General features: G+C 73.6%; 24 protein-coding genes. 14 read left to right on the top strand and 10 right to left on the bottom strand.

Features of this window, described 5'->3' with window-relative positions:
• The first annotated feature begins 187 nt into the window (after window positions 1-187).
• Window positions 188-2,578, top strand: a complete 2,391-nt coding sequence (locus ABVB68_RS08395; RefSeq protein WP_353600245.1) for a SpoIIE family protein phosphatase — start codon at window positions 188-190, stop codon at window positions 2,576-2,578.
• Window positions 2,579-2,977: 399 nt separating this feature from the next.
• Here ABVB68_RS08395 and ABVB68_RS08390 read toward each other — a convergent pair whose 3' ends face one another.
• The gene (locus ABVB68_RS08390; RefSeq protein ID WP_353600244.1) at window positions 2,978-3,526 is read right to left on the bottom strand and encodes an RNA polymerase sigma factor; all 549 of its coding nucleotides are present in this window, start codon (window positions 3,524-3,526) and stop codon (window positions 2,978-2,980) included.
• A 47-nt stretch (window positions 3,527-3,573) separates the two neighbouring features.
• Between ABVB68_RS08390 and ABVB68_RS08385 the strand changes: the two genes are divergently transcribed.
• From ABVB68_RS08385 to ABVB68_RS08365, 5 genes are all read left to right on the top strand, one after another.
• The gene (locus ABVB68_RS08385; protein WP_353600243.1) at window positions 3,574-4,971 is read left to right on the top strand and encodes a serine/threonine-protein kinase; all 1,398 of its coding nucleotides are present in this window, start codon (window positions 3,574-3,576) and stop codon (window positions 4,969-4,971) included.
• Window positions 4,972-5,124: 153 nt separating this feature from the next.
• Window positions 5,125-5,835 carry a DUF4232 domain-containing protein gene (locus tag ABVB68_RS08380; protein WP_353600242.1) on the top strand — a complete coding sequence of 237 codons (711 nt, stop codon included), beginning with the start codon at window positions 5,125-5,127 and terminating at the stop codon, window positions 5,833-5,835.
• 233 nt (window positions 5,836-6,068) lie between these two features.
• A complete protein-coding gene (locus ABVB68_RS08375) occupies window positions 6,069-7,310 on the top strand; it encodes a polysaccharide deacetylase family protein (protein ID WP_353600241.1) in 1,242 nt (413 codons plus the stop codon).
• Between the two features lie 160 nt (window positions 7,311-7,470).
• Entirely contained in the window at window positions 7,471-8,628 is a 1,158-nt protein-coding gene (locus tag ABVB68_RS08370; RefSeq protein WP_503006039.1) for an SLC13 family permease, read from the top strand.
• 43 nt (window positions 8,629-8,671) lie between these two features.
• The gene (locus tag ABVB68_RS08365) at window positions 8,672-9,187 is read left to right on the top strand and encodes a universal stress protein (protein WP_353600240.1); all 516 of its coding nucleotides are present in this window, start codon (window positions 8,672-8,674) and stop codon (window positions 9,185-9,187) included.
• 2 nt (window positions 9,188-9,189) lie between these two features.
• Here ABVB68_RS08365 and ABVB68_RS08360 read toward each other — a convergent pair whose 3' ends face one another.
• A complete protein-coding gene (locus tag ABVB68_RS08360) occupies window positions 9,190-11,277 on the bottom strand; it encodes a ricin-type beta-trefoil lectin domain protein (RefSeq protein WP_353600273.1) in 2,088 nt (695 codons plus the stop codon).
• A gap of 451 nt (window positions 11,278-11,728) precedes the next feature.
• Window positions 11,729-12,697, bottom strand: a complete 969-nt coding sequence (locus tag ABVB68_RS08355; RefSeq protein ID WP_353600239.1) for an aldo/keto reductase — start codon at window positions 12,695-12,697, stop codon at window positions 11,729-11,731.
• A gap of 166 nt (window positions 12,698-12,863) precedes the next feature.
• On the opposite strand from ABVB68_RS08355, the gene ABVB68_RS08350 reads away from it, so the two are divergent.
• Window positions 12,864-13,715, top strand: coding sequence for an endo alpha-1,4 polygalactosaminidase (locus tag ABVB68_RS08350; RefSeq protein WP_353600272.1), 852 nt, complete (start codon window positions 12,864-12,866; stop codon window positions 13,713-13,715).
• 138 nt (window positions 13,716-13,853) lie between these two features.
• Here ABVB68_RS08350 and ABVB68_RS08345 read toward each other — a convergent pair whose 3' ends face one another.
• The 3 genes from ABVB68_RS08345 to ABVB68_RS08335 form a co-directional block, all read right to left on the bottom strand.
• On the bottom strand, window positions 13,854-14,387 hold the full coding sequence (locus tag ABVB68_RS08345) for a flavoprotein (protein ID WP_353600238.1): 534 nt from the start codon (window positions 14,385-14,387) through the stop codon (window positions 13,854-13,856).
• A 194-nt stretch (window positions 14,388-14,581) separates the two neighbouring features.
• Window positions 14,582-14,794 (bottom strand): ferredoxin, encoded by a 213-nt coding sequence (locus ABVB68_RS08340; RefSeq protein ID WP_503006038.1) that lies wholly within the window; start codon window positions 14,792-14,794, stop codon window positions 14,582-14,584.
• A gap of 12 nt (window positions 14,795-14,806) precedes the next feature.
• The gene (locus tag ABVB68_RS08335; RefSeq protein WP_353600237.1) at window positions 14,807-16,033 is read right to left on the bottom strand and encodes a cytochrome P450; all 1,227 of its coding nucleotides are present in this window, start codon (window positions 16,031-16,033) and stop codon (window positions 14,807-14,809) included.
• Window positions 16,034-16,354: 321 nt separating this feature from the next.
• Between ABVB68_RS08335 and ABVB68_RS08330 the strand changes: the two genes are divergently transcribed.
• On the top strand, window positions 16,355-16,804 hold the full coding sequence (locus ABVB68_RS08330; protein ID WP_353600236.1) for a nitroreductase family deazaflavin-dependent oxidoreductase: 450 nt from the start codon (window positions 16,355-16,357) through the stop codon (window positions 16,802-16,804).
• A 79-nt stretch (window positions 16,805-16,883) separates the two neighbouring features.
• On the opposite strand, the gene ABVB68_RS08325 is transcribed toward ABVB68_RS08330, so the two are convergent.
• The gene (locus ABVB68_RS08325; RefSeq protein WP_353600235.1) at window positions 16,884-17,993 is read right to left on the bottom strand and encodes a cation diffusion facilitator family transporter; all 1,110 of its coding nucleotides are present in this window, start codon (window positions 17,991-17,993) and stop codon (window positions 16,884-16,886) included.
• Between the two features lie 100 nt (window positions 17,994-18,093).
• Here ABVB68_RS08325 and ABVB68_RS08320 point away from each other — a divergent pair, with 100 nt between their 5' ends.
• Both ABVB68_RS08320 and ABVB68_RS08315 read left to right on the top strand, forming a co-directional pair.
• Entirely contained in the window at window positions 18,094-19,110 is a 1,017-nt protein-coding gene (locus ABVB68_RS08320; RefSeq protein WP_353600234.1) for a glutathione S-transferase family protein, read from the top strand.
• Window positions 19,111-19,138: 28 nt separating this feature from the next.
• Window positions 19,139-19,441, top strand: a complete 303-nt coding sequence (locus ABVB68_RS08315; RefSeq protein WP_353600233.1) for a DUF4235 domain-containing protein — start codon at window positions 19,139-19,141, stop codon at window positions 19,439-19,441.
• 291 nt (window positions 19,442-19,732) lie between these two features.
• On the opposite strand, the gene ABVB68_RS08310 is transcribed toward ABVB68_RS08315, so the two are convergent.
• Window positions 19,733-20,125 carry a VOC family protein gene (locus tag ABVB68_RS08310; protein WP_353600232.1) on the bottom strand — a complete coding sequence of 131 codons (393 nt, stop codon included), beginning with the start codon at window positions 20,123-20,125 and terminating at the stop codon, window positions 19,733-19,735.
• 50 nt (window positions 20,126-20,175) lie between these two features.
• A complete protein-coding gene (locus ABVB68_RS08305) occupies window positions 20,176-20,640 on the bottom strand; it encodes a pyridoxamine 5'-phosphate oxidase family protein (protein ID WP_353600231.1) in 465 nt (154 codons plus the stop codon).
• Between the two features lie 134 nt (window positions 20,641-20,774).
• Between ABVB68_RS08305 and ABVB68_RS08300 the strand changes: the two genes are divergently transcribed.
• The gene (locus ABVB68_RS08300) at window positions 20,775-21,059 is read left to right on the top strand and encodes an amidohydrolase family protein (RefSeq protein ID WP_353600230.1); all 285 of its coding nucleotides are present in this window, start codon (window positions 20,775-20,777) and stop codon (window positions 21,057-21,059) included.
• Between the two features lie 63 nt (window positions 21,060-21,122).
• Here the strand turns inward: ABVB68_RS08300 and ABVB68_RS08295 are convergent, their stop codons facing one another.
• The gene (locus ABVB68_RS08295) at window positions 21,123-22,091 is read right to left on the bottom strand and encodes a GlxA family transcriptional regulator (RefSeq protein ID WP_353600229.1); all 969 of its coding nucleotides are present in this window, start codon (window positions 22,089-22,091) and stop codon (window positions 21,123-21,125) included.
• A gap of 70 nt (window positions 22,092-22,161) precedes the next feature.
• On the opposite strand from ABVB68_RS08295, the gene ABVB68_RS08290 reads away from it, so the two are divergent.
• The 3 genes from ABVB68_RS08290 to ABVB68_RS08280 all read left to right on the top strand — a co-directional run bounded on the left by ABVB68_RS08290 (window position 22,162) and on the right by ABVB68_RS08280 (window position 24,470).
• Complete coding sequence (locus tag ABVB68_RS08290; protein ID WP_353600228.1) at window positions 22,162-23,112, top strand: NADP-dependent oxidoreductase; 951 nt, start codon at window positions 22,162-22,164, stop codon at window positions 23,110-23,112.
• A 161-nt stretch (window positions 23,113-23,273) separates the two neighbouring features.
• Window positions 23,274-23,648, top strand: a complete 375-nt coding sequence (locus ABVB68_RS08285; RefSeq protein ID WP_353600227.1) for an anti-sigma factor antagonist — start codon at window positions 23,274-23,276, stop codon at window positions 23,646-23,648.
• A 162-nt stretch (window positions 23,649-23,810) separates the two neighbouring features.
• Window positions 23,811-24,470 carry a DUF4230 domain-containing protein gene (locus tag ABVB68_RS08280; protein WP_353600226.1) on the top strand — a complete coding sequence of 220 codons (660 nt, stop codon included), beginning with the start codon at window positions 23,811-23,813 and terminating at the stop codon, window positions 24,468-24,470.
• Window positions 24,471-24,487: the final 17 nt, after the last annotated feature.

The following is a 24,487-nucleotide window of genomic DNA, read 5'->3' as shown; positions in this document are numbered from 1 at the left end:
TCGGCCGAATATGCCGCACGGTTCTGTTCGGCCCCTCGTACGGCGGGCCGGTGGACAGGGCCCGGCTCTGTTCGGCCCGTCGTACAGCGGGCCGGTGGACACGGTCCACGGAAGTGCGGGAAGCACTACCCTGGGACCCGAGTGATGCCATCTGTTCACTGTGAGTGTGCGTTTGGGAGCGGCGACGATGAGCCGGGTCTATCCGTTCGACGACGCGGCGACGGCCCGGGCTGTCATCGACGACGCCGGGACGCTGCTGGAGTGGAACGAGGGTGCCCGGCGCCTGCTCGGCCACCCGGCCGACACCGTCGTGGGCCGGCCCGCCGCGGAGTTGCTGGCCGGGGGCGGCGCGCTGCCCATGCCGCCGGGGTCGCGCTGGCAGGGCACGGTCGGGCTGCGCCACCGCGACGGCCGGACCCTGTCGGTGTGGCTGCTCGCCCACCGCCGGCCGGCCCGTGACGACCGCGGCGGCGACTGGCTCGTGGTCACCCCGCTCACGGCCGCCGAACCGCCGCCCGCGGGCGATCCGCTCGCCGAGGCGGCCCTGATCCAGTCTCCGTGCGCGGTCTCCGTGTACGACGACGAGCTGCGGCTGCGCCGGATGAACGACCAGATGGCCGTCGTCGTCGGCCTTCCCGAGGAGCGGCTGCGAGGACTGCGGCCCTCGGAGATCGGCGGCCGTCCGCAGAGCGAGGAGCTCGAGCGGTGCATGCTCCAGGTGCTGGCCACGGGCCGGTCGCTGGACATGGAGACCTTCATGCGCGGCGGCGGCGAGGACCGGGCGCACGCCTGGCTCGCCCGGATGGCACCGGTCCGGGACGCGGACGGCCGGGTGCGGGGCGTCTGTCTGGCCGCGCACGACGTCACCGACAGCCACCGCGCCCGCCAGCGGCTGCAGCTCGTCAACGAGGCGAGCATGCGCATCGGCACCACGCTCGACGTGACCCGCACGGCGCAGGAGCTGGCGCGCATGTGCGTGCCCGCGCTCGCCGACTTCGTCACCGTCGACCTGCTCGACCCCGAGGACTACGGCGGCGAGCCCCCGGCCCGCATCACCGCGCCGCTCACCCTGCGCCGGGCCGCCCACTGGTCCGCCCTCGACGGTGTGCCGGAGGCGGTGATGCGGCCCGGGCAGACCGAGCGGTACCCGGCCGGCTCCCCGCAGGCCGACTCGCTCACCGCGGGCCACACGATCATCGCCTCGGTGGCCGGGGGCGACATGGCCCAGTGGCTGACCTGGAACACCGCGCGCCGGGAACAGGTGCGCGCCTTCGGTATCCACTCCTCGATGTCGGTGCCCATTCAGGCCCGCGGGCTCATCCTGGGCGTGGCAGTCTTCACCCGACATCGCCGCCCGGACGGGTACACGGCGGACGACAGGCTGCTGGCCGAGGAGATCACCACGCGCGCCGCCGTCTGCATCGACAACGCCCGCCGCTACTCGCGGGAGCGGGAGACGGCCCTCGCGCTCCAGCGCAGTCTGCTGCCCCGCACCCTCCCGCGCACGGCGGCGCTGGAGGCGTCCTCCCGGTATCTGCCGGCCGCGCGGGCCGGGGTGGGCGGGGACTGGTTCGACGTGATCCCGCTGTCCGGGATGCGGGTCGCGATGGTCGTCGGGGACGTCGTCGGGCACGGCATCCAGGCCTCGGCCACCATGGGCCGGCTGCGTACGGCCGTGCGCACCCTCGCCGACATCGATCTGGCCCCGGACGAGCTGCTCACCCACCTGGACGACCTGGTGCTGCGGCTGTCGGACGAGCACAGCGGCGACGGCAGCCCCGGCGAGGTCGGCGCGACCTGTCTGTACGCCGTCTACGACCCCGTGTCCCGGCGCTGCACACTGGCCCGCGCCGGGCATCCGCCGCCCGTGCTGATGACGCCGGGCGGACAGCCGCGCCTGCTGGACCTGCCCGCCGGTCCCCCGCTGGGCCTCGGCGGGCTGCCGTTCGAGTCCACCGAGGTGGAACTGCCCGAGGGCACCGTGATGGCCCTCTACACGGACGGCCTGCTGCTGTCCCGCGACCGGGACCCGGAGGCCGGCCGGGACCTGCTGTTCGAGGCGATCAGGGCGCACGAGGACTCGCTGCACGAGACGTGCGACCGGATCCTGCACACCCTGCTGCCTCGGGCCGGGGTCGCCGACGACGTGGCGCTGCTGCTGGCCCGGACCCGGGGTATGCCCGCCTCCCGGGTGGCGACCTGGGAGGTACCCGCCGACCCGGCACTGGTCGCGCCGATCCGCAAGCAGGTCGTCGGGCAACTGGACGCCTGGGGGCTCAGCGAGGCCGCCTTCACGGCGGAGCTGGTGGTCAGCGAGCTGGTCACCAACGCCATCCGGTACGGCGCCCACCCGATCCGGCTGCGGCTGATCCACGACACCACCACGCTGATCTGCGAGGTCTCCGACACCAGCCCCACCGCCCCGCACCTGCGCCGCGCCAAGATCTTCGACGAGGGCGGCCGGGGTCTGCTGCTCGTCGCCCAGCTCACCCAGCGATGGGGCAGCCGGCACACCCCGGAGGGCAAGACGATCTGGGCGGAACTGCCGCTGTACGAGGGCGACGATCAGCCCGCGTAGGAGGCCGGGCGTTCCGGTCCCGGCCGAGCGGGCGGGCACGAGAGCCACCGCCCCCGGGGACGACCCGGCCGGCGGACCCCGGCCGCCACCGGCGCTGCGGAGCGGGTGCCGGGGCACCGGCGCCGCCGAACGGGTGCCGGGGCCGACGCAGGCCCGCGGAGACGACGGCGAGGCCGAAACCGCCCGCGGAATCCGATGGCGGGCCGAAACGTCCGCGCGGAGACCGATGGCGGGGCGGAGACCGCCCGCGCGGAGACCGATGGCGGGGCGGGAACCGCCCGCGCGGAGACCGATGGCGGGGCGGAGACCGCCCGCGCGGAGACCGGTGGCGGGGCGGAGACCGCCCGCGCGGGATCCGGTGGCGGGGCCGACGCAGGGCCGCCCGGGGTCCGGTGGCCCTCAGGAGGCCGTCAGCCAGGGGCGTACCTGTCTGCGGGCCTCGTGCAGGCGGGACTTGAGGGTGCCGAGCGGGATGCCGATCCGCTCGGCGACCTCGGCGTACTCCAGCTGGCAGATGTCGCGGTAGACCAGCGGCGCGACCAGATGCGGATGCTCCCGCTCCAGCCGGTCCAGCGCCTCCAGGAGGTCCACCCTGGAGCCGGCGATGACGCTGGTGGTGCGCGGGTCCACGGCGTGGGAGGGCTCGATGGCCGCGGGCTGTTCGGCGGCCCGCCGCTTCAGCTCGCGGTACTTCTGCCGGCAGCAGTTGGCGACCACCGTGTACAGCCAGGTGCCGAAACGGCTGCGGCCCTCGAAGGCACCGATGTGCCGGGCCACCTGGAGCAGCACGTCCTGGGCGGCTTCCTCGGCGTCCTCGCGGCAGGGCAGGAAACGCGCGCAGCGGCGCAGGGCCTCGGGCCGGATCTCGCTCAGCAGCCGGTCCAGGGCCGTGCCGTCGCCGGCGGCGGCGCGCCGGGCGAGTTCTTCCATCGGCGCCTGGTCCTGCACGGAAGGGTCCCCCTTCGAGTCGATCTCAGGGCAGGCATGATAGTCGTATGCACTCCCCGGAGCGGATCGGCCGCTACCGTCTCGAACGGCCGCTGGGCACCGGCGGCTTCGCCACGGTGTGGCTCGCCCACGATCCCGAGCTGCAGGCCGCGGTGGCCGTGAAGGTCCTCGCCGACAACTGGGCGCACCGGCTCGACATCAGGGAGCGCTTCCTGTCCGAGGCGCGGCACCTGCGCCGGGCCGGTTCGGGCCGGGTGGTGCAGGTCTACGACATCGGTGAACTCCCCGACGGCAGACCGTATTTCGTGATGCAGTACGCGGACGGCGGCACCCTCGCCGACCTGCTGTCCGGCGGACCGCTGCCGGTGCGGGACGCCCTGGCGCTGACCGCGGAGGCCGCACGCGCCGCCGCCGCACTGCACGAGGCGGGCATCGTGCACCGCGACATCAAGCCGAGCAACGTGCTGCTGCACACCGCCCCGGACGGCACCCGGCGGGTGCTGCTGGCCGACCTGGGGCTGGCGAAGAGCCTCGCGCAGGCCTCGGTGCTGACGCTGGCGGCGGGCTCGGCGGGCTACCAGCCGCCGGAGCAGGCCGAGCCCGGAGAGGGCATCGACGAGCGGGCCGACGTCTACAGCCTGGGCGCGGTCGGCTACGAGCTGGTCACCGGGACCGTGCCGGGGCCGCCGGGCCGGGTCGTGCCGCCCGGGCGGCTGCGGCCGGACCTCGGTGCGGACGTGGCGCGGGCGCTGCTGCGGGCGCTGGAGCCGGACCGGGAGAGACGCTGGCCCGGCGCGCAGGCGTTCGCGCAGGAGCTGGACCGGCTGGCGGCCGGGGCGCCGGCGGTGCGGTCCGCGCGCCGGCTGGACGGTGTCCGCGGCCGGCTCGACACCGTGACGCTGGCGCTCGCCGCCGTCCTCGCGGCCACGGCCGCCGCGGTGGGGGTGACCGCGATGGTCCACCGCGGCGGCGGTGGCACGCCGGACGCGGCCCGGATCACCGACGCCACCGGGCGGGTGGTCCTCGAGGTGCCCGCCGGCTGGGGCCGTGAGCTGCGCGGCGCCGGCTGGGACCCGCATGCGCTCGGGCTGCCCACCGGGCACGAGCCGGGCCTGGTCGTGGCCGACGATCTGGCGCGCTGGCCCGATCTGAGGGCCGCCGTGGACGGGGTGTTCGTCGGGGTCAGCGAGCACGGTGACGTCACCGCCGGGGTGAAGGCCCTCGCGCACGCCGGCTGCCGGTACTCGGGCGGACGCACCTTCACCGACGCCGACTGGCACGGACTGGTGCGCACCTGGAGCGGCTGCCCCGACGGCGGCTCGGTCACGGAGACGGCGCTGGCCCCGGCGGGGGGCGCCGCGCAGCCGCAGGTGTACGTGCAGGTACGCCAGCGGGGGACCGGTGACGCCACCGACCGGGTACTCCGTTCGCTGCGCGTGTCCTGAACGAGGCGGATTCCAGGGTGGAGGCGGGGAAAAGAACCCTGTGCGTTCCGAACTTTTCCGGCGTCGGGCGCATCGGACCGCAATGACGGCGCACCCGGCGCCGTAGGCACGCGGCACATCACGTGCCCCGAAGATCCAGGAGTGTTGAGCGACATGGCGTACACACCCCGGTCCGCACGGCACGGGGCCCTGCTCGTCGGCACGGTCGCCGTGCTGGGCCTCCTGACCGGCTGCGGCAACGGCCAGGACGTCCACAGCGACCCACCGATCACGGCCCCGGGCACGGCGGCACCCGCGACGGACACCTCGAAGAACCCGGCGGCGCCCACGTCCCCCGATGCCTCCGGCTCCGCCGGCGCCGCCTCGTCCTCCGCCCCGGGCGGATCGGCGTCCACGGCGCCCTCGGCGGCCAAGGGCGGCGGGAAGACGGTCCCGGCCGCCGCGAGCTCCCGATGCCACACCTCCGAGCTGCGCGCCTCGGTGGGACGCAACGACCCGGGCGCCGGCCAGGAGAACTTCCCCGTCGTGTTCACCAACAGGTCCGCCCGGACCTGCACGCTGCACGGCTATCCGGGCGCGGCCTTCGTGAACGGCTCCGGCGGCACCCTCGGCGCCGACCCCAAGCGGGAGCCGGGCTCGCCGGTGACGGTCAGCCTCAAGCCCGGACAGAGCGCCTGGGCCGGGCTGACCTTCTCCAACCCGGGCGTCAGCGGCGCCAGGACGGCCACCCCGGCCGCGCTGCTGGTCACCCCGCCGGACGAGCGCGATCACCTGAAGGTGGCCTGGTCGGGCGGGCCGGTGCCGGTGTCCGGCAACTCCTCGTCCGTCCGCCTGACGGTGCTCAGCCCGGGCACCGCTCCCTGACCGGCCGGGCGAACCGGCCGGCGCACCCGCCGGCCCCACTCCCCTGAGACCCGCGCACCCCGCCGCCCCCACTCCCCGGGCGGCGGGGTCCGCCATGCCGGCGCCCCGACTGTCACAGGACGGCAACAGGCACCGGCAGCCGCGATCTTTCCTCTCCCCGCCGTCATCGAACCCCCCGACCGCACGGCGAACAGGCCTCGCGCAGGGGCCGCGAAGAGGGATTCGGGGAGACGATGAGCGGGATCACACGCAGGCGGGTACTGACGGCGGGGGCGGCGGCGGGCGCCCTGGGCGCGCTGGGCGCCTGCCACTCCGGCACCGGCCTCTCGGTCGACGGACCGGACCCGGCGGACGGCAAGGGCACCGCGCAGGCCCGGCCGGTGAAGCCGATCGGCGACGGTTCCACCGCCGACACCGGCGCCCAGCCGCACCAGCCGAAGCCGGAGCGGCTGCGGCCGGGCCTGCGGCCACCGCAGTTCGTGGTGTTCTCCTGGGACGGCGCGGGCGAGCTGAGCAACAAGCTGTTCTCCCGGTTCCGCAAGGTGGCCGCCGACCACGGCGCCGGCATGACCTTCTTCCTCAGCGGCATCTACACCCTGCCCGAGTCGAAGAAGCACCTGTACCGCCCGCCGCAGCACCCGGTCGGCGCCTCCGCCATCGGCTACCTCGCCGACCGGCACATCCACGCCACCCTGCAGCAGGTGCGCGCGGCCTGGCTGGAGGGCCATGAGATCGGCACCCACTTCAACGGGCACTTCTGCGGCGCGTCCGGCGTGCGCAACTGGTCCCCGGCCGAGTGGCGCAGCGAGATCGAGCAGGCGGTCGGCTTCGTCACCCAGTGGCGGACCAACACCGGCTTCACCGACCTCGACCCGCTCCCCTTCGACTACCGCAAGGAGCTGATCGGCGGCCGTACCCCCTGTCTGGAGGGGCAGGCGGCGCTGCTGCCCACGGCGGCGGCGCTCGGCTGGAAGTACGACGCCAGCTCCCCCGGCGGCCTGCAGGTCTGGCCGGGCAAGGTGCAGGGCGGCCGGATCTGGGACTTCCCGCTGCAGTCCATACCGTTCTCCGGCCACTCCTTCCAAGTGCTGTCGATGGACTACAACATGATGTTCAACCAGTCGGGCGGAAACCCGCTCGGCGACCGGGCGAGCTACGGCGCCTGGCGCGCGCAGGCCCGGGACACCTATCTGGCCGGGTTCCGGCGCGCCTACGACGGCAACCGCGCCCCCTTCTTCGTCGGCAACCACTTCGAGCGCTGGAACGGCGGCATATACATGGACGCCGTCGAGGAGGCCATCGAGCGGATGGCGCAGTACGACGACGTGAGGTTCGTCTCCTTCAAGCAGCTCGTGGCCTGGCTGGAGGCGCAGGACCCCGCGGTGCTGCGCTCGCTGCGCACGCTCGCGCCCGGCCGGTCCCCGGCGGGTGGCTGGGAGGAGTTCCTGGGCGCGGCGGGCACCCGCTCCTCCTAGCGCGTGGGGCGTCGTCTGTTTTCATGGGCGGGCACCACCTCGATCATCCCGGGAAGGACCCGCCCTGAACACCCCGCTCGCCGAGGCCCTGTCCGTCGTACTGCTCGTCGCCGTTCTCGCCTGGGCCGTGGTACGGCCTTTCGGCCTGCCGGAGGCGGTCATGGCCGTCCCCGCCGCCGGTGTCGCGGTCGCGACCGGCGCGATCTCCCTCGACCACGCCCGCGCCGAGGCGGAGCGGCTCGGCCCCGTGGTCGGATTCCTCGCGGCCGTCCTGGTGCTCGCCCACTTCTGCGACGTGGAGGGGCTGTTCCGGGCCTGCGGGGCGTGGATGGCCGACTGGGCGGCGGGGCGTCCGGTGCGGCTGCTGACGGCGGTCTTCGCGCTGGCGTCGGTCATCACCGCCGTACTCAGCCTGGACGCCACGATCGTGCTGCTGACGCCGGTGGTGTTCGCCACGGCCGCGCGGACCGGCGTACGGCCCAAGCCGCATGTGTACGCGTGCACCCACCTGTCGAACACGGCCTCGCTCCTGCTGCCGGTGTCCAACCTGACCAACCTGCTCGCGTTCGCGGCGAGCGGGCTCGGCTTCACCCGGTTCGCGGCGCTGATGGCACTGCCGTGGCTGGCGGCCATCGGCGTCGAGTACGTGGTGTTCCGGCGGTTCTTCGCCCGTGATCTCGCGGCGGCGGCCCCGGCGGCCAAGGGGACCGGCGAGGCGCCGGGCACCCCCGTGTTCGCGCTGGTGACCGTCGCCTGCACGCTGGCCGGGTTCGTGGTGGCGTCGGCGTTCGGCGTGGAGCCCGCCTGGGTGGCCGCGGCCGGAGCACTGGTGATGGCCGGGCGGGCGCTGCTGCGCGGGACGGCGACCGTGCCGGCCGTGGTACGGGCGGCGTCGCCGGCCTTCCTCGCGTTCGTGCTGGCGCTCGGCGTCGTGGTGCGGGCGGTGGTCGACAACGGGCTCGCCGGCGCGCTCTCCCACGTCCTGCCGACCGGCACCGGGCTGCCCGCGCTGCTCGGGATCGCCGCGCTGGCCGCCGTGCTGGCGAACCTCATCAACAACCTCCCCGCGGTGCTGGTGCTGCTCCCGCTGGCCGCGCCCGCGGGGTCGGGCGCGGTCCTCGCGGTGCTGCTGGGCGTGAACATCGGCCCGAACCTGACGTACGCCGGGTCGCTGGCCACGCTGCTGTGGCGGCGGATCCTGCACCAGCACGAGCACGACGTGGATCTGGGGGAGTTCACCCGCTTGGGGCTGATCGCCGTGCCGTCCTCCCTCACGGTCGCGGTGGTGGCACTGTGGGGGTCGCTGCAGGTTCTCTGAGGGCTTGCCGAGGGCCCTTGCACAGACCGAGGGAGGCCGCGGGATGCGTGTGATCGCCTGGCTCGTCGAGGGCACCTGGCCCGCTTGCGTGGATGCCGTGCGCGGCCATGTGCCGCAGACCGCGGAGGTGGTGCTGGTGCACGTCAGCGGGCCCGACGTGCCCGGGCTCGCGCACGGCGCGTTCGCGGGGCTGCTCGGCCGGGGCCGCTCGACGGGGCACCGCGCGGACGGGTCCTGGGGAAGCGACCCGGGCGACCTGATGGACGCGCTCGGCGCCGGTTCGGCGGCCGAACTCCTGGCCGCGGCGGCCGAACGGCTCGGCCGGCCCTGTGCGACCGAGGAGCGGTCGGGCCGGGTCGAGCGGGAGGTGGTCGCCGCCGCCGAGGGCGCCGATCTGCTGGTGCTGGCCCGGGACGGGGACCGGTCCCGGCTCGGGCCGAAGAGTCTCGGCCCGGCCGTCCGGTTCGCCGTCGACCACGCGCCCTGCCCGGTGCTGCTGGTGTGGCCGGAACCGGCTCCGGGGCTGGAGACGATCCCTCCCCCACCGCACCACCACTGAACTCAGCGGTGCCGTCGCCCTCCGCCGCAGTGGTAGGGGTGCGCGGCGCACGGGGGGACGGTGGCGGGCGGTGCGGACGTCGGGCCGGTCGCGGTCGGGGCGGGGTCCGGTGCCGGGGCCGACCGGGAGGCCGTCGGGGCGGGCCGGGAGGCCTCGGGCACGGGCGAGGCCCCGGTGCCGGCGGATGCCGCGGCGGGCGGGGGTGAGAGAGCCCGGTCGCCGCCCCAGTTGACGTTCTGCATCTCCAGGTCGGCTTCGGCGGGGTCGACGGACCAGCGCTGGGCGGCTCCGGTGGCGCGCAGTTTGAGGACGAGCGCGCCCGAGCCGTCGGTGGCGGCCGGGGTCAGGGCCAGCTCCTGGTTCCAGCGGGGTATGAGCGCGCCCTGGAGGGTGAAGTCGTAGCGGATGCTCCGGGCGGCCGAGCCGGTGGCGGTGCAGGGGGCGAGACGGACCGAGTAGCCGAGGCGGGAGTCCAGGCACAGGTCGGGGGCCGCGGCGTTGCGCAGCAGTCCGTCGGTCTCGTACGTCCACTGCCGGCTCGGGGCCGCGGAGCATCCGGTGAGTTCGGTCTCGGCGCCCCTGACGGCCTTCCCGCCGACGATGCCGACGCAGAGGCCGGAGGCGAGGTTGCGCAGCCGGCCGTGCAGGGCACCCTGGGGCCCGCCCGTACCGGCCCAGGACGCGCCCGGGGAGGCCGAGACCTTGCCCGGCGCCGGGGTGGAGCCGCCGCCCGGACCGGAAGACGGCGCGTCACCGGAGCCGAGCACCGACCACAGCACCAGTGGCAGGGCGACCAGGCCGCCGACGGTGACGACGGCCAGGGCGAGATTGCGGCGCCGGACGCGGCGGGCGGCGCGCTGCGCGGAACGGCCGGCGGCCGGCCGGGTCCCCCGCGAGGAACGGCGAGACGCGGCGGACTCCGCCCGCTGCCCGGCACGACCGGGGCCCGGCTCCGCCCGCTGCCCGGAAGGACCGGAGGCCGACGTCGCCTCCCGCCCGGAAGGACCGGAGGCCGACGTCGCCTCCCGCCCGGAAGGACCGGAGGCCGACGTCGCCTCCCGCCCGGAAGGACCGGAGGCCGGCTCAGCCCCCCGTCCGGATCGACCGGAAGCCGGCTCCGCCCGCTGCGCGGAGCGGCGGCCGGCGGCGGGGCCGGCCCGGTGCCCGGAGCGGCGGGGAGCGGCGGAGTCGGGCGGGCCGGCCGGCCGCGCGGGGTCGCCGGCGGCCCGCGTCCCGGTGAAGGCGAAGGCCTCGCCGGCGACGGGCACCACGGCGGCGGGGGCGGGGGGCGGTTCGGCCGGCGCCTCGGCGCGGCTGACCCGCGACTCCACGTAGGCGTGGGCGCCCCAGCCGAGCACCGCCTCGGCCAGTGCCGTCCCGAGGCCGCTGTTGAACCGGGCGAGCTGTTCGGCGGTCCGGCTGCAGTGCGGGCAGCCGGCCAGGTGCCGGCTCAGATCCGGGTCGATGTCGACGGCGCCGCGCCGGAAGGTCACGTCGAGCATGCGCAGATAGCGCCGGCACTCCGCGTCGGGGGCGAGTTCGCGGTGCGCCTGCAGGCATTCCTCGCGCAGCCGTTCCCGGGCCCGCTGGAGTTCGACGCCGACCCCCTCCTCGTCCAGGCCGAGCAGGACCGCGGGCACCGCCGGGGGCTCGGTCTCGACCTCGATGTGCCACAGGACCGCGCGGGAGGTGGCGGGCACCCGCTGGAACGCGCGGGTCAGCAGCCGCCGTTCGGGCGGCGGCAGCAGCCGGGCGGCGGCGCGCTCGCCGGTGCCGTCCCCCGTCCGCAGCCGCGGGTGCAGCAGTTCCCGGCGCTCGCCGGTCTCCCATTCGGCCGCTATCCGGCGGACGGTGACGAGCACTTCCGGGCGCCAGGCGGCGGTCGGGCCGTTGTGCCGGAGCGATTCGCCGAAGAGGCGGGTGAAGGTGGCGGTGGTGAGTATCCCGGCGGCATGCGGGCCGTCGGTGCACAGCCGGGCGTAGGCGAGGGCCGGTTCCCAGTGCCGGTCGAGGAGTTCGCCGACGGGGTGGAGCGCGGGTGCCGTGCCCGTCCACTTCTTCAGTTCGGCACTCAGTTGCTCGTCCGACATGCCTGCCTCATGCACGGCTGCATTCCTCCAGACGAGATACGGAAATGGTCCGTACCAAAGGGTGTGGCGACGTCGTGAGGCAGCCCGGACGTCCACCTGAGGCAGCTCTTTTGAAGCGTGGGGGGTGTACGGGGAACAGCCTGACGCACAGCGGGAAATGTATGGCGAGCGTGCGCCGACAGCGCACACTTTTACACAGTCCGACTCGCGGTAACAAGACAGCTCCCCATTTTCGGCAATACGCCGGGGAACCCATTGCTTATTGACGCGAAGTCAAAGGAATCCTTTTTTCGGCAATTACGGTCGCTCGCCCGTCCGGTATGCGCCGGGACCCGCGTCGGGGCGTACCACCGGACGCTGACGATGTCCGGCGAGCGGGTGGAACTGCCGGCGAACGGGGGCGCCGGTCCGTGCGGCACGGAGTTCGCACCGCACGGACCCCACCGACCGGTCAGTGGCCGCTGATCGCGCGCGGGGTGTAGGGCCGCTGCAACTCGTCGATCTCCTTGTCGCTCAGCTCCAGTTCGACGGCGGCCACCGCGTCCTCGATGTGCCGCGGCTTGGCGGCGCCGACGATCGGCGCGGCCACGGTGTCCTGATGCAGCAGCCAGGCGAGGGCCACCTGGGCGCGCGGTACGCCCCGGTCGTCCGCGATCCGGGTGACGGCCTCGACGATCGCGCGGTCGCCCTCCTGGTACAGGCGGCTGCCGAAGGCGTCGGTGGCGCTGCGCCCGGTGACCGTGTTCCAGTCCCGGGTCAGCCGGCCCCTGGCCAGGGGGCTCCACGGCAGCACGCCGACGCCCTGGTCCGCGCAGAGCGGCAGCATCTCCCGCTGCTCCTCGCGGTAGAGCAGGTTGTAGTGGTTCTGCATGGAGACGAACTTCGTCCACCCGTGCCGCTCGGCGGTGTACTGCGCCTTGGAGAACTCCCACGCGTACATCGAACTCGCCCCGATGTAGCGCACCTTGCCCGCCTTGACCAGGTCGTGCAGCGCCTCCATCGTCTCCTCGAGCGGAGTCGCGTGGTCGTAGCGGTGGATCTGGTACAGGTCCACGTAGTCGGTGCCGAGCCGGCGCAGGCTGTGGTCGATCTCGCTCATGACGGCCTTGCGGGACAGTCCGCCGCCGTTGGGGCCCGGCCGCATCCGGCCGTGCACCTTGGTGGCGAGCACGATCTCGTCGCGCCGGGCGAAGTCCTTCAGGGCCTTGCCGACGATCTCCTCGCTGGTGCCGTCGGAGTAGACGTTGGCGGTGTCGAAGAAGTTGATGCCCGCCTCCAGCGCCTGCCGGATCAGCGGGCGGGAGGCCTCCTCGCCGAGGGTCCATTCGTGCGTGCCGCGGTCCGGCAGCCCGTAGGTCATGCAGCCCAGACAGATCCGCGAGACGTCCAGGCCCGTCGAACCGAGCTTCACGTACTGCATCGTTGCTGCTCCTGCCTTCGGGACGATGGTCTGATCCGAGCCTACGGCGTGGCCCGGAGCCGACTTGACGGGGCGAGCGTGCGGGCGATTTGATCCTGACACGTGCCGCGCCGCCCGGCGTGGGCAGGATGGAGCGGACTTGCCCCCGAAGGGTGTGTCGCGTGCCATGGGCTCCCGCCGGACCCTGGCCGCCTTGTCAGCAGCCGTGGTCGTCGCCGTGCCGGCACTGGCCGGCTGCGGCTCCGCGGGCGGGGGGAAGGACGGTTCAACCAAGCCCGCCGCCGTGCGGCTGCCGCCCCGCAACGCCGGGTTCGACTACCAGATCGGCGGCGCCTATCCCCCGCCGAAGGGCGTGCGGATCGTCAGCCGCGACCGGTCCGACTCCCCCGCCCCCGGCCTGTACAACATCTGCTACGTCAACGCCTTCCAGGCCCAGCCGGCCGAACGCGCCTCCTGGCCGGCCGACCTGCTGCTGCGCGACGCGCACGGCGAGGTGGTCATCGACGAGGACTGGAACGAGCCGCTGCTGGACCTGCGCACCCCGGCCAAGCGGGAGCGGGTGGCGAAGCGGGTGAACCGGTGGATCGACGGCTGCGCGGAGAAGGGCTTCGACGCCGTCGAGCCGGACAACTACGACAGCTACACCCGCTCCCACCACCTGCTCACCGCCGGGGACGCGACCGCGTTCATGTCCCTGCTCTCCCGCCACGCGCACGCCCGGCGGCTGGCCATCGCCCAGAAGAACACCGCGGAACTGGCCGGCCTGCGGGGGCGGGCCGGGCTGGACTTCGCGGTGGCCGAGGAGTGCGGGCAGTACGACGAATGCGGGGTGTACGCGAAGGCGTTCGACGACCGGGTCGTGGACATCGAGTACACCGACGGCGGGCTGCGCTCGGCCGTCGCCGGCTGGGGCGGGCGGCTGAGCATCGTCCGCCGGGACCGCGACGTCTCCACTCCGGGCAGCGCGCAGTACGTCCGCAAGGCACACGGGGACGTGCGGGCGGCTGCCCCCAGGTGACCGTCCGGCGTGGGAGCCGCCCGACGGTCCTGCCGTCGGCTCATCCTCGCTCACCGCTCCGCGGGCCAAGGCCACGCACGCCGTCACGGTCGACCTGACGGCACCGCGCCGCGGCGCCATGCCGGCGCCGACCCGCCGTCAGGGCCGTTCCACCAGGTCCAGGGCTCGCTCCCAGGGGAACCGCGGCCGGTCGCCGTCGGCTCCCGGGTCCCCGGTGCAGCGCTCGCCGAAGCGGACACCCATCCCGCGCAGCCGTAGGAGGCTCTCCCCATAGGCGGGATGGGCGGCCAGCGCGTCGGTCACGCAGGGCAGGACGGCGATCGGTACGCCCAGGCCGGCGGCCTCGCACAGGGTTCCGACGGCGAGGGTGTCGGCGAGGCCCGCGGCCCATTTGTTGAGGGTGTTGAAGGTGGCGGGTGCCACCACGACGGCGTCCGGCGGCGGGAACGGGCGCGGGTCGGCCGGGGAGCGCCACGCCGACCGCACGGGCCGGCCCGTGCGCGCCTCGACGGCGGCGGTGTCGAAGAACCCGCCCGTGGCGACCGGTGTCGCGATGACCCCGACGTCCCAGCCGCGCTCCTGTGCGGCGGTGATCAGCTCGGTCACGCCCGCGGCGATCCCGGCGGCGCAGACGACGACGTACAGGAAGGGCTTCCCGGCGTGTTCGCTCATCCGGGCACCCTACCGACGCGGCCCCGCCCGCTCCCGTGGCGGGACGGACCGTCAGGCACCGGCCCGTCCCGCGGGGCCGCCGGGTCGTCGGCACCGGGCCGGTCCTCCGGAGGCGAGAGGTCGTCAGGCTCGGCAGACCCCCGAACGGCCGGGCCGTCTGGCGCCCGGCCGCTCCTCCCGCGGTCGCCGGGCCGTCAGTCGGCGGCCCCGGAGAGGGTGATGGCGCCGACCGGGCAGGCGCGGGCCGCCTCCCGGACCATCGGGTCGCCGGCTCCGTCCTCGCGGCCCGGCAACAGGGTGCTGTATCCGTCGTCGTCCTGGGTGAAGACGCCCGGTGCGGTCAGCGCGCACTGGCCGGCTCCGATGCAGGCGTCCTTGTCGATGTCGATCTTGATGTCGGTGTGCATGAGCTGAGCCTCTTACCAGGTCACGGGGAGTTCCAGCATCCCCTGGATCGTGTCGCCGGGTTTGAAGGGGATTTCGTCGGCCGGGGCGGCCAGGCGCAGCCCGGGCAGCCGCCGGAACAGGCTGCCCAGGGCGACCTCCAGTTCCGTGCGCGCGAGGTTCTGGCCGAGGCACTGGTGGATGCCGAAGCCGAACGCCACGTGGTGGCGGGCGGGGCGGTGGAAGTCGAGGGTGTCGGGTTCGTCGTACACGGAGGCGTCCCGGTTGATCACCGAGGTGGAGAAGAGCACGCCCTCTCCGGCCCGGATCGTGTGGCCGGCGACCTCGATGTCCTCCAGCGCCACACGCTGCAGCCCGTCCGCGATGGACAGCATGCGCATCAGCTCCTCGACGGCCGCCGGCAGCAGCGCCGGGTCGGCGCGCAGCTCGGCCAGCCGCTCGGGGTGCCGCAGCAGCGTGTAGGTGCCGAGGGAGATCATGTTGGCGGTGGTCTCGTGGCCCGCGACCAGCAGGATGAGAGCCAGCGACAGGATCTCCTGGCGGTCCGGGACACCGTCGCGCAGATGCCGCCGGACGAGGTCGTCGAGGACGCCGTCCCCCGGCTCGGCCTGCTTCGCCTTGCCGTCGACGAGTCCGCCGAGGTACTCCTCCAGCCGCTCGCGCGCATCCTCCGTGTCGGCCGGAGCCGGACCGCGCAGCAGCCTGCGGGACTGCTCCTCGAAGAACTCGTGGTCGGCGTAAGGGACGCCGAGCAGGCCGCAGATGACGGTCGACGGCACGGGCAGCGCGAAGGCGGAGACCAGCTCCACCGGCGGGCCCTGTGCGACCATCGCGTCCAGCAGGTCGTCCACCGTCCGCTGGATCGAGGGCCGTAACTCGGCCGCGCGTTTGACGGTGAACGGCGGGATCAGCATCCGGCGTTGCTGCTGGTGCTGGGGGTCGTCCAGGCCGAGCAGGGCCACCCGGCGGTTGCGGTTGGCCGCGAAGCGGGGCGTGGGCGCCGGGAAGCCCTCGCGGCGGCGGTCGCTGGAGAGGCGGGGGTCGGCCAGCAGCGCGCGGGCGGTCTGGTGCGAGGCGACCAGCCACACCTCGCGGCCGTCGTAGAGGGTGACGCGGGACAGGTCGTGGCCGTCACGCAGCGGGTCGTATCCGGTGGGCGGATGGTAGGGGCAGGTGCGGTCCTGGGGGAAGGCGACGGGTCCGGCCGGGGCCGGGCCGTTCGTGTCCGTCAGTTCCGTCATGGGAGAGACCTCGCAGACGAAGAGTGCGTCATGCCGATCTTCATTAGATGCCCAAGGCACCTATATGACGATGACACGTTCGGCCACATCGGTGACGCGTGGGATCTGGCCGAAGTGCAGAGCCCCCGGGGTCGCTGTCCAGCCTACGTCGGCTACCGGGAGAGCGCCCGGGACGCCGCGCACCGGCCGACCGGGCGCCGGAACGTGATCACCCCGTCGGGTGAAGCGGGCCCGGATGGGGATGATCCACGCGGGTACCGACGTTGAGACCAGTGGCAGTCAGCCGTTGGACCGGCGAAACCGATGAAGGAGACGGATCCCATGCCTCTTGAGGGTGAGTACGAGCCCAGCCCCGAGCAGTGGGTGCGCGAACAGGTCGAGCTGTACGAGAGCTCCGGCGGGACGAAGGGGACGACGCTCCGCGACACCGGGCTGCCGGTGATCATCCTGACCACCCGGGGTGCGAAGAGCGGGAAGATCCGCAAGACGCCCCTGATGCGGGTGGAGCACCAGGGGTCGTACGCGGTGGTGGCCTCGCAGGGCGGCGCGCCGAAGCACCCGGTCTGGTACTTCAACATCAAGGGCGACCCGCACGTCGAGCTGCAGGACGGTCCGGTCAGGCGGGACATGCGGGCCCGGGAGATCACCGGCCAGGAGAAGGCCGAGTGGTGGGAGCGGGCCGTGACCGCCTTCCCGCCGTACGCCGAGTACCAGCGCAACACCTCGCGCGAGATCCCGGTGTTCGTGCTGGAGCCCGCCGACGAGAGCTGATTTCCGGCCGGAACCGGTTCGTTCCAGAGGAATCCGTTCCGGTGAGGTGTGACGCCGTCCGCGGGCGGGCACCCGAGCGTCAGGCCCCGCCGCGTTCCCCCGTCGCGGCGGGGCTCTCCTTTGCCCCGTCGGTCACGTCGAGGAAGATCTGGTCGGTCTCCGGGAACGTCCGGGCCAGGGAGTTCTTGATCCGTACGGCGACCTCCTCGACCCGTTCGCTGTCCAGGCCCGGCACCAGATCGATGCGCGCGGCCACCATGGTCGAGTCGAGGCCCATCTTCATCGTGAACAGCGCCTCGACGCTGTCGATCTCCGGCTGCGCCGCGAGCAGCGACCGGATCCTGCCGGTCAGTTCGGGGTCGGCGGCCTCGCCGATGAGCTGGTCGCGGGCGTCCCGTCCGAGCCGGTAGGCGACGTACACGAGCAGGACGCCGATCGCCAGCGAGGCGGACGCCTCCCAGACCACCTGCCCGGTGACCATGTGCAGCGCCATGCCGACGATGGCGAGGGTCACGCCGAGCACCGCGGTGCCGTCCTCGGCGACCACGGTGCGCAGCGCGGGGTCGCGCAGCGCGCCGAGACCGCCGCCCTGCCGGCGCACCTGGTGCAGGGCCCGCAGCAGGGACGCGCCCTCCGCGAGCAGCGCCACGCCGAGCACGATCAGGCCCGCCACATAGCCGCTGAACTTCTCCTCGGTGCCCGAGCCGAGTGCCTCGAAGCCCTGGAAGAAGGAGAAGCAGCCGCCCATCACGAAGATGCCGACGGCCGCGAGCAGGGACCAGAAGAAGCGTTCCTTGCCGTAGCCGAAAGGGTGTTTGCTGTCGGCGGGGCGGCGGCTGCGGCGCAGCGCTGCCAGCAGGAACACCTCGTTGAGGCTGTCGGCGACGGAGTGCGCGGCCTCCGACAGCAGTGCCGGTGACCCCGCGAGCACGCCACCCGCCGCCTTGGCGACGGCGATGACGAGATTGGCGGCCAGCGCCACGAGGACGGTGACCTTGGTGTGCCGGTCGCTCTTCGAGCCCTTGCCGTCCTCCGGCTTCGAGCTCTTGCCGTCGCCGTTCTTCGAGGCCTTCCCGCCGTCCGCGTTCGAGGCCTTCCCGTCGTCCGCCGCCGGCGCGCGGGTGTCCGTGGCGCCGCTGTTCTCGGCCGTCGTCGCGGCCGTCTCACGTTCCGAGGATGTCCCACTCACCCTTCGCCGACTGCCCGCGACCGTGCGGCTCACACCGTGCGGGCGGGCGAAAACGGGGAACGCGTGGCCCCAAAGCCATTCGGCCCGGCGAGGAGGAGAGATGGACGGCGACGGCAACAGCGCCTACGGCCACAAGACGTTCAACCGGTCCCGCAGCCACTTCACGGACCGCATCACCGCCGACGGCCGGGACGGCTGGCCGGTCGAGGCGGGCCGATACCGGCTCGTGGTCTCGCGTGCCTGTCCGTGGGCGAGCCGGGCGGTGATCTCGCGCCGGCTGCTGGGTCTGGAGGAGGCCCTGCCGATGGCGGTCGCCGACCCGATCCAGGACGACCGCAGCTGGCGGTTCACCCTGGACCCGGGCGGCCGGGACCCGGTGCTCGGGATCCGGTACCTGGGCGAGGCCTACGAGCGCCGGGAGCAGGACCACCCGGGCGGGGTGAGTGTGCCCGCGATCGTGGACGTGCCCAGCGGACGGCTGGTGACCAACGACTACCAGCAGCTCACGTTGGACCTGGCCACCGAGTGGTCGGCGCTGCACCGGGCCGGCGCGCCCGACCTCTATCCGGCCGGCCGGCGCGCGGAGATCGACCAGGTGATGGCCGAGGTGTACGAGGACGTGAACAACGGCGTCTACCGGGCCGGGTTCGCCACCCGGCAGAAGGAGTACGAAGAGGCGTGCACGGCGGTCTTCCGGCGGCTGGAACTGCTCGCCGAACGGCTGTCCGGGCAGCGGTATCTGGTCGGCGACACCCTCACCGAGGCGGACGTCCGGCTGTTCACCACGCTGGTCAGGTTCGACGCCGTCTACCACGGCCACTTCAAGTGCAACCGCTGGAAGCTGACCGAGAACCCGGTGCTGTGGGCGTACGCCAGGGACCTGTTCCAGACCCCCGGGTTCGGCGACACCGTCGACTTCGACCACATCAAGCGGCACTACTACCAGGTGCACAGCGGCATCAACCCCACCGGGATCGTGCCCCTCGGCCCGGATCTCGCCGGCTGGCTGACCCCGCACCACCGCGCGGAGCTCGGCGGCCGGCCCTTCGGTGACGGCACACCGCCGGGACCGGTGCCTCCCGGCGAACGGGTGGCCCCGCAGGGACGGCCCGCATGAGGGCCGCGTGACGAGGAAGGAGTCAGGTATGGCCAAGAACAAGAAGAAGAAACTCCCGCTCGCCTACCAGCCGGTCGGATTCGTGCTCAGCTGGGCGGGCGGTGCGCTCGCCGGCATGGCCTTCCGCAAGGCCTGGATGGCGATCCGGCACGAGGACGACGCGCCCGACGCCCTGGATCCGGACCGCGGCTGGGGCGAGATCCTGCTGGCCGCGGCGGTCCAGGGCGCCATCTTCGCGGTCGTGCGCAGCGCCGTGGACCGCACCGGGGCCAAGGCGATCGCGCGGTCGACCGGTGTGTGGCCGGCCGCGGACAAGGGTGGCCGGGACTGATCGGTCGGGAGCCGAGTGGCTGGGACCGAGCGGGCGGTGCGGCGGTGGCCGGGCCTCCCCTCGCGACAACTCGCCTTCACCGGCGACGGCTTGTGCGTACGGCCCCGTCAAGGGGCCGTACGCACAAGCCGTTCGGTTCTCCACGGGACGTGTGTCCGCACCGGTTCCCGGCACACCCCTCGTCCGCCCCGGGCATCCCCGTCCCGTCGGCAACCCGCCTTCCGCGGACGCACGGTCAACGGCCCGCGCCCGGTGTGCACCGGACGCGGGCCGCGGATCCGAAGACGGTCCCTAGCCCTGCTTGGGAGCCGTCGCGCGCTGCAGCCGCAGGGTGAAGGAGTGCCCGGCGGGGTCGGAGTAGCCGCGTTCCTCGTAGGGCCCCGCCGTCTCCCGTGTCTCGATCGGCCGGCCGCCCAGCCCCACCACCCGGCGTTCGGCCTCGTCCAGGTCCTCGACCAGGAACTCGAGGTGGGCCTGGAGGGAGTTCTCCGGGCGGGGCCAGCTGGGCGGCGTCGCATTGACGTCCCGGCGGAACGCCAGCCGGACGCCGTCGGCGCCCCGTATCTCCACGAGGTTGGCGGAGGCCGACGACTGCTCGCCCTCCAGCAACTCCTTGTAGAACTCCGCGAGTTTCTCGGGCTCGGCGCAGTCCAGCACCAAGACGCCCGCTTTCACCAGTGCCATGTCTCCTCCGGTGGTCGCCGCTCCCCTGCGGATATCCCGGGCCGCCGGATTCAGTCGCCGGGCAGCCACCGTCCGTCACGCATCAGCTCCCTGCCCGGCAGCTCGTTCGCCTCGCGCCAGGCCTGGACGCGCTGCGGGGTGACGGTGAAGTACAGGTAGCGGGTGGTGAGTCGGCGCGGGTCGAAGCCGGTCTTCCCGGCGAACACCTCGGCGTCCTCCTCGGGCAGGTCCTCGGGCGTCACCGCCCGGACGGTGCCCTCGACCACCACGACGTCGCGGGTCGGGCCGATGCCGACGCGGGCGCGGCCGGTGGCCACGAGGTTGCGTCCGGTGGGGCTCTCGGCGGGCGTGGCGAACAGCAGGACGGAGCCGTCCCACACGAAGGACAGCGGTACGAGATAGGGGGCGGCGCCGTCGGGGCCCGCGGTGGCGACCCAGGCGTCGACGTCGTGCTCCAGCCGGTGGAGGGTGTCCTTCTTGCGCTGTTCGGCGGTGCGGGCGGGTGGTGGGGTCATCTCGTACGGCCTCCTCGGGTGCGGGTGGCGTCCAGTGTGTCCGTCACCCGCCGGTCCCCGCACGGATGCGGTCAAGGCGTGTCCGGGTGGCGTCGAGGAGCAGGTCCAGGGCGGCCGGGCAGGAACCGCCGCGCATGGTGGCGACGAGGTGGCGGGCGGTGGCCGCGATCGAACCGGGCGGTGCCGGGCCGGTGTTCCTGCCCGACGAGCGGCCGGGCCTCAGGGACCCGTTGACGGCGTACACGGCCGAGTCGGCGTACGTGAACCACCTCGACGACGCCGGCCGGGTGGCCGCCGGGGCCCTCGCCGACCTGGTGGTCCTGGACCGCGATCCCTTCACGCAGCCGCCGGAGGCCCTCGCCGAGACGGCCGTGGCGCTCACCCACGTCGGCGGCGAAAGGGTGTTCGCCACGGAGTGAGCCCCAAGGCGCCTAGGAGGGCCGTGGGCAGCCCGCCCGGCCGGTCATCGAAGGGGCGGGCTGTCAGCGGGCCCGCTGGAACGTTCTGCGGTAGGTCTGCGGGGAGACGCCGATCGCCGCGTGCAGGTGCTGCCGCAGCGAGGCGCCGGTGGCGAAGCCGACCTCGGCGGCGACGCGGTCCACGGACAGGTCGCTGGACTCCAGCAGGTGCCGGGCGCGGGCCACCCGCTGCTGGATCAGCCAGCGGCCGGGGCTCAGGCCGACCTCGTCGTTGAAACGGCGGGCGAAGGTGCGCAGGCTCATCCTGGCGTGCCCGGCGAGGTCGGCCAGGGTGAGCGGCTCGTCCAGGCGCTCCAGGGCCCAGTCCCGGGTGTCCGCCGTGCTCGCGGCGCCGCTGTCCGGGATCGGCTGGTCGATGTACTGGGCCTGGCCGCCGTCCCGGAACGGCGGGACGACACAGCGGCGGGCGACGGCGTTGGCCAGCTCGCTGCCGTGGTCGGTGCGCACGATGTGCAGGCAGACGTCGACACCTGAGGCGGCGCCGGCCGAGGTGAGGATGCGGCCGTCGTCGACGAAGAGGACGTCCGGGTCCAGCTCGATGTGCGGGTACCGGCGCCGGAACAGGTCGGCGACCTGCCAGTGCGTGGTCGCCCTGCGGCCGTCCAGCAGGCCGGCCGCGGCCAGCACGAAGGCAGCCGTGCATATGGACACGATCCGCGCGTCCGGGCGGATGCGGGCCAGGGCGGCGGCGACCTCGCCGGACAGTTCCGTGGGGATGCGGGTGGGCGGCATGGAGGCGACGATCACGGTGTCGGCCGTCTCCAGGATCTCCGGCCCGTGCTCGACGCCGATGGTGAAATCGGCGTTGGTGCGCACCGGACGCCCGTCGACGGTGCAGGTCAGCACCTCGTAGTAGCCGTCGGCCGCGCCGAAGATACGGCTGGGGATGCCCAGCTCGAAGGGATAGACGCCGTCGAGGGCCAGGACGACGACCCGCTCCGGGCGCCGCGCGAGCAGCTGCATGTCGAGCATGGCATGATCCTATCGAAGGTTGGCAATCGTGCCATATCCGAGGGGCGCGCAGCCCGGCAAGCTGATGACCATGAACGACACGAACACGATGCGAGCCATCAGCCAGGACGTCCTCGGCGGTCCCGAGGTGCTGAAGGAAGTACGGGTGCAGCGGCCGGCGCCACGTCCGAACGAGGTGCTGGTCCGGGTGCGGGCCGCCGGTGTCAACCCCACCGACTGGAAGCACCGGGCCGACGGGGGATTCCTCGGCAAGCCGCCGTTCGTCCTCGGCTGGGACGTGTCCGGCGAGGTGGCCGAGACCGGGATCGGGGTCGCCGCCTTCCGGCCCGGCGACCAGGTCTTCGGCATGCTGCCCTACCCCTTCGGCCACGGTTCGCACGCCGAGTACGTCATCGCCCCGGCCCGCGCCCTCGTGCACAAGCCGGCCTCGATCGACCACATCCAGGCGGGGGCGCTGCCGCTGGTGTCCCTCACCGCCTGGCAGGCGCTGACCGAGTACGCGGACGTGCAGCCCGGGCAGCGGGTGCTGATCCACGCGGCGGCCGGCGGGGTCGGGCACGTGGCCGTGCAGATCGCCAAGGCGCGAGGCGCCCACGTGATCGGCACGGCGAGCGCGGGCAAGCACGACTTCCTGCGGTCGATCGGTGTGGACGAGCCGGTCGACTACCGGTCGACCGATGTCACGGAGACGGTGCGGGACGTCGACGTCGTCCTGGACACCCTGGGCGGGGAGACGTCCGTCCGGTCCCTGCGGACGCTGCGGCCGGGCGGTGTGGTGGTGTCGATCCTGCCGGTGGGCTCCCAGGAGTTCTACGAGGAGGCCGAGCGCCTCGGGATGCGGGCGGTACGCATGCTGGTGGACGCCGACCGCGCCGGGATGCGGGCGATCGCGGAGCTGGCGGAGTCCGGAAAGCTGAGGGCGACGATCGCCGGGACCTTCCCGCTGTCCGAGGCCGCGAAGGCGCACGAGCTGGGTGAGACCGGGCGCACGACGGGCAAGCTGGTGCTGCTGGTCGACTGACCGGGCCGGCGGTGCGGCGCGGGCCGTGCACACGGCCCGCGCCGCAGCGCCCCATAAACTCGACGACATATGTCAATCGAACATGCTCAAATTCCTTCCATCGAGGGTAACTTGACGATCGGGGAACCGACGTCGGGGCGCGGGTGGGAGGTGATGCCGTCGTGCGAGACGAGCCCGCACCGCTCACCCGGTACCTGCGGGTGCACGAGCACCGCGGCTGCACGGTGCTGGAGTTCCGGGGCGAGATCGACATCGCCGCCGCGGCCGAGATCGGACCCGTCCTGGACCGGGTCACCCGGCGTACCGGCGCCCGGATCGTGATCGACCTGCGGCCGGTCGAGTTCTTCGACTGCTCGGGACTGCGGCTGCTCTACCGGGCCCGCGCCCGGGTGCTGGAACGCGGCGGCCGGCTGCACGTGGTGTGCACGCACCCGCTGACCCTGCGCGTCTTCCGGGTGACCGGCCTGGCCCGGCTGCTGCCGCCGCATCCGACCCCGGACGCGGCGCTCGCCGAGGCGGCGTCCGGCACCCTGTGATCCGCTGCCCGCGTTGCCCGGCACCTCGCCCTTCCGGTACCGCGGGCCTGCCACCGGCGGCACACCGCTCACCCGGCTCCGGACCGCGCCGAACAGGTCGGCGTGGGCGGTCTGCCGCGGCGGTTCGCGGGGCATGCGGACTCCAGGAAGGAGGAAGTCCCGATGACGACTTCCGTCAGACGCCTGCCCGGCTGGGCCAAGGCCGTCGCAGCCCTCGTCCTGGTGCTCGCCGTACTGTTCGCCGGAATCCGGCTGGCCGTGCTGCCGGGCATCAAGGACCTGTTCGGTACCGAGACGAAGGACCGTTCCGGACCCGCACTGCTGAAGTCCATCCAGGACATGAGCCGTTACGACGCGGCCTCGGGCAACTTCCAGGTCGTGGTGGACCTGGAGAAGGACGCGAAGTTCCTGCCCGACGCGGTCCGCGGCACCCGCACCCTGTACGTCGGCGCGGGAACCGTGGACGCCTATGTCGACCTCGGACAGCTCGGCGCCAGGGACGTGTCCGTCGACGCCGGCCGCACGTCCGCCACGCTCCGGCTGCCGCACGCGCGACTCGGCAGGCCCGCCCTCGACCCCGACCACTCCTACGCCGTGTCCAAGCAGCGCGGGCTGCTCGACCGGCTCGGCGACCTGTTCTCGGACAACCCCAACAGCGAGCAGGCCGTGCAGAAGGTCGCCGTACGGCACATCGGCGACGCGGCGCGCAGCAGCGGGCTGACCGCCCGTGCCGAGACCAACACCACGTCCATGCTGCAGGGACTGCTGCACTCGCTCGGCTTCGAGGAGGTGCGCATCACCTACGGCACCTCTTCGGGCTGACCGGCGGGCCGGCACTC

The organism is Streptomyces sp. NPDC096012, from assembly GCF_040426375.1.
GTDB lineage: Bacteria > Actinomycetota > Actinomycetes > Streptomycetales > Streptomycetaceae > Streptomyces.
The sequence above is the reverse complement of the archived record's forward strand: the minus strand, read 5'-3'. Positions and strand labels throughout refer to the sequence as shown.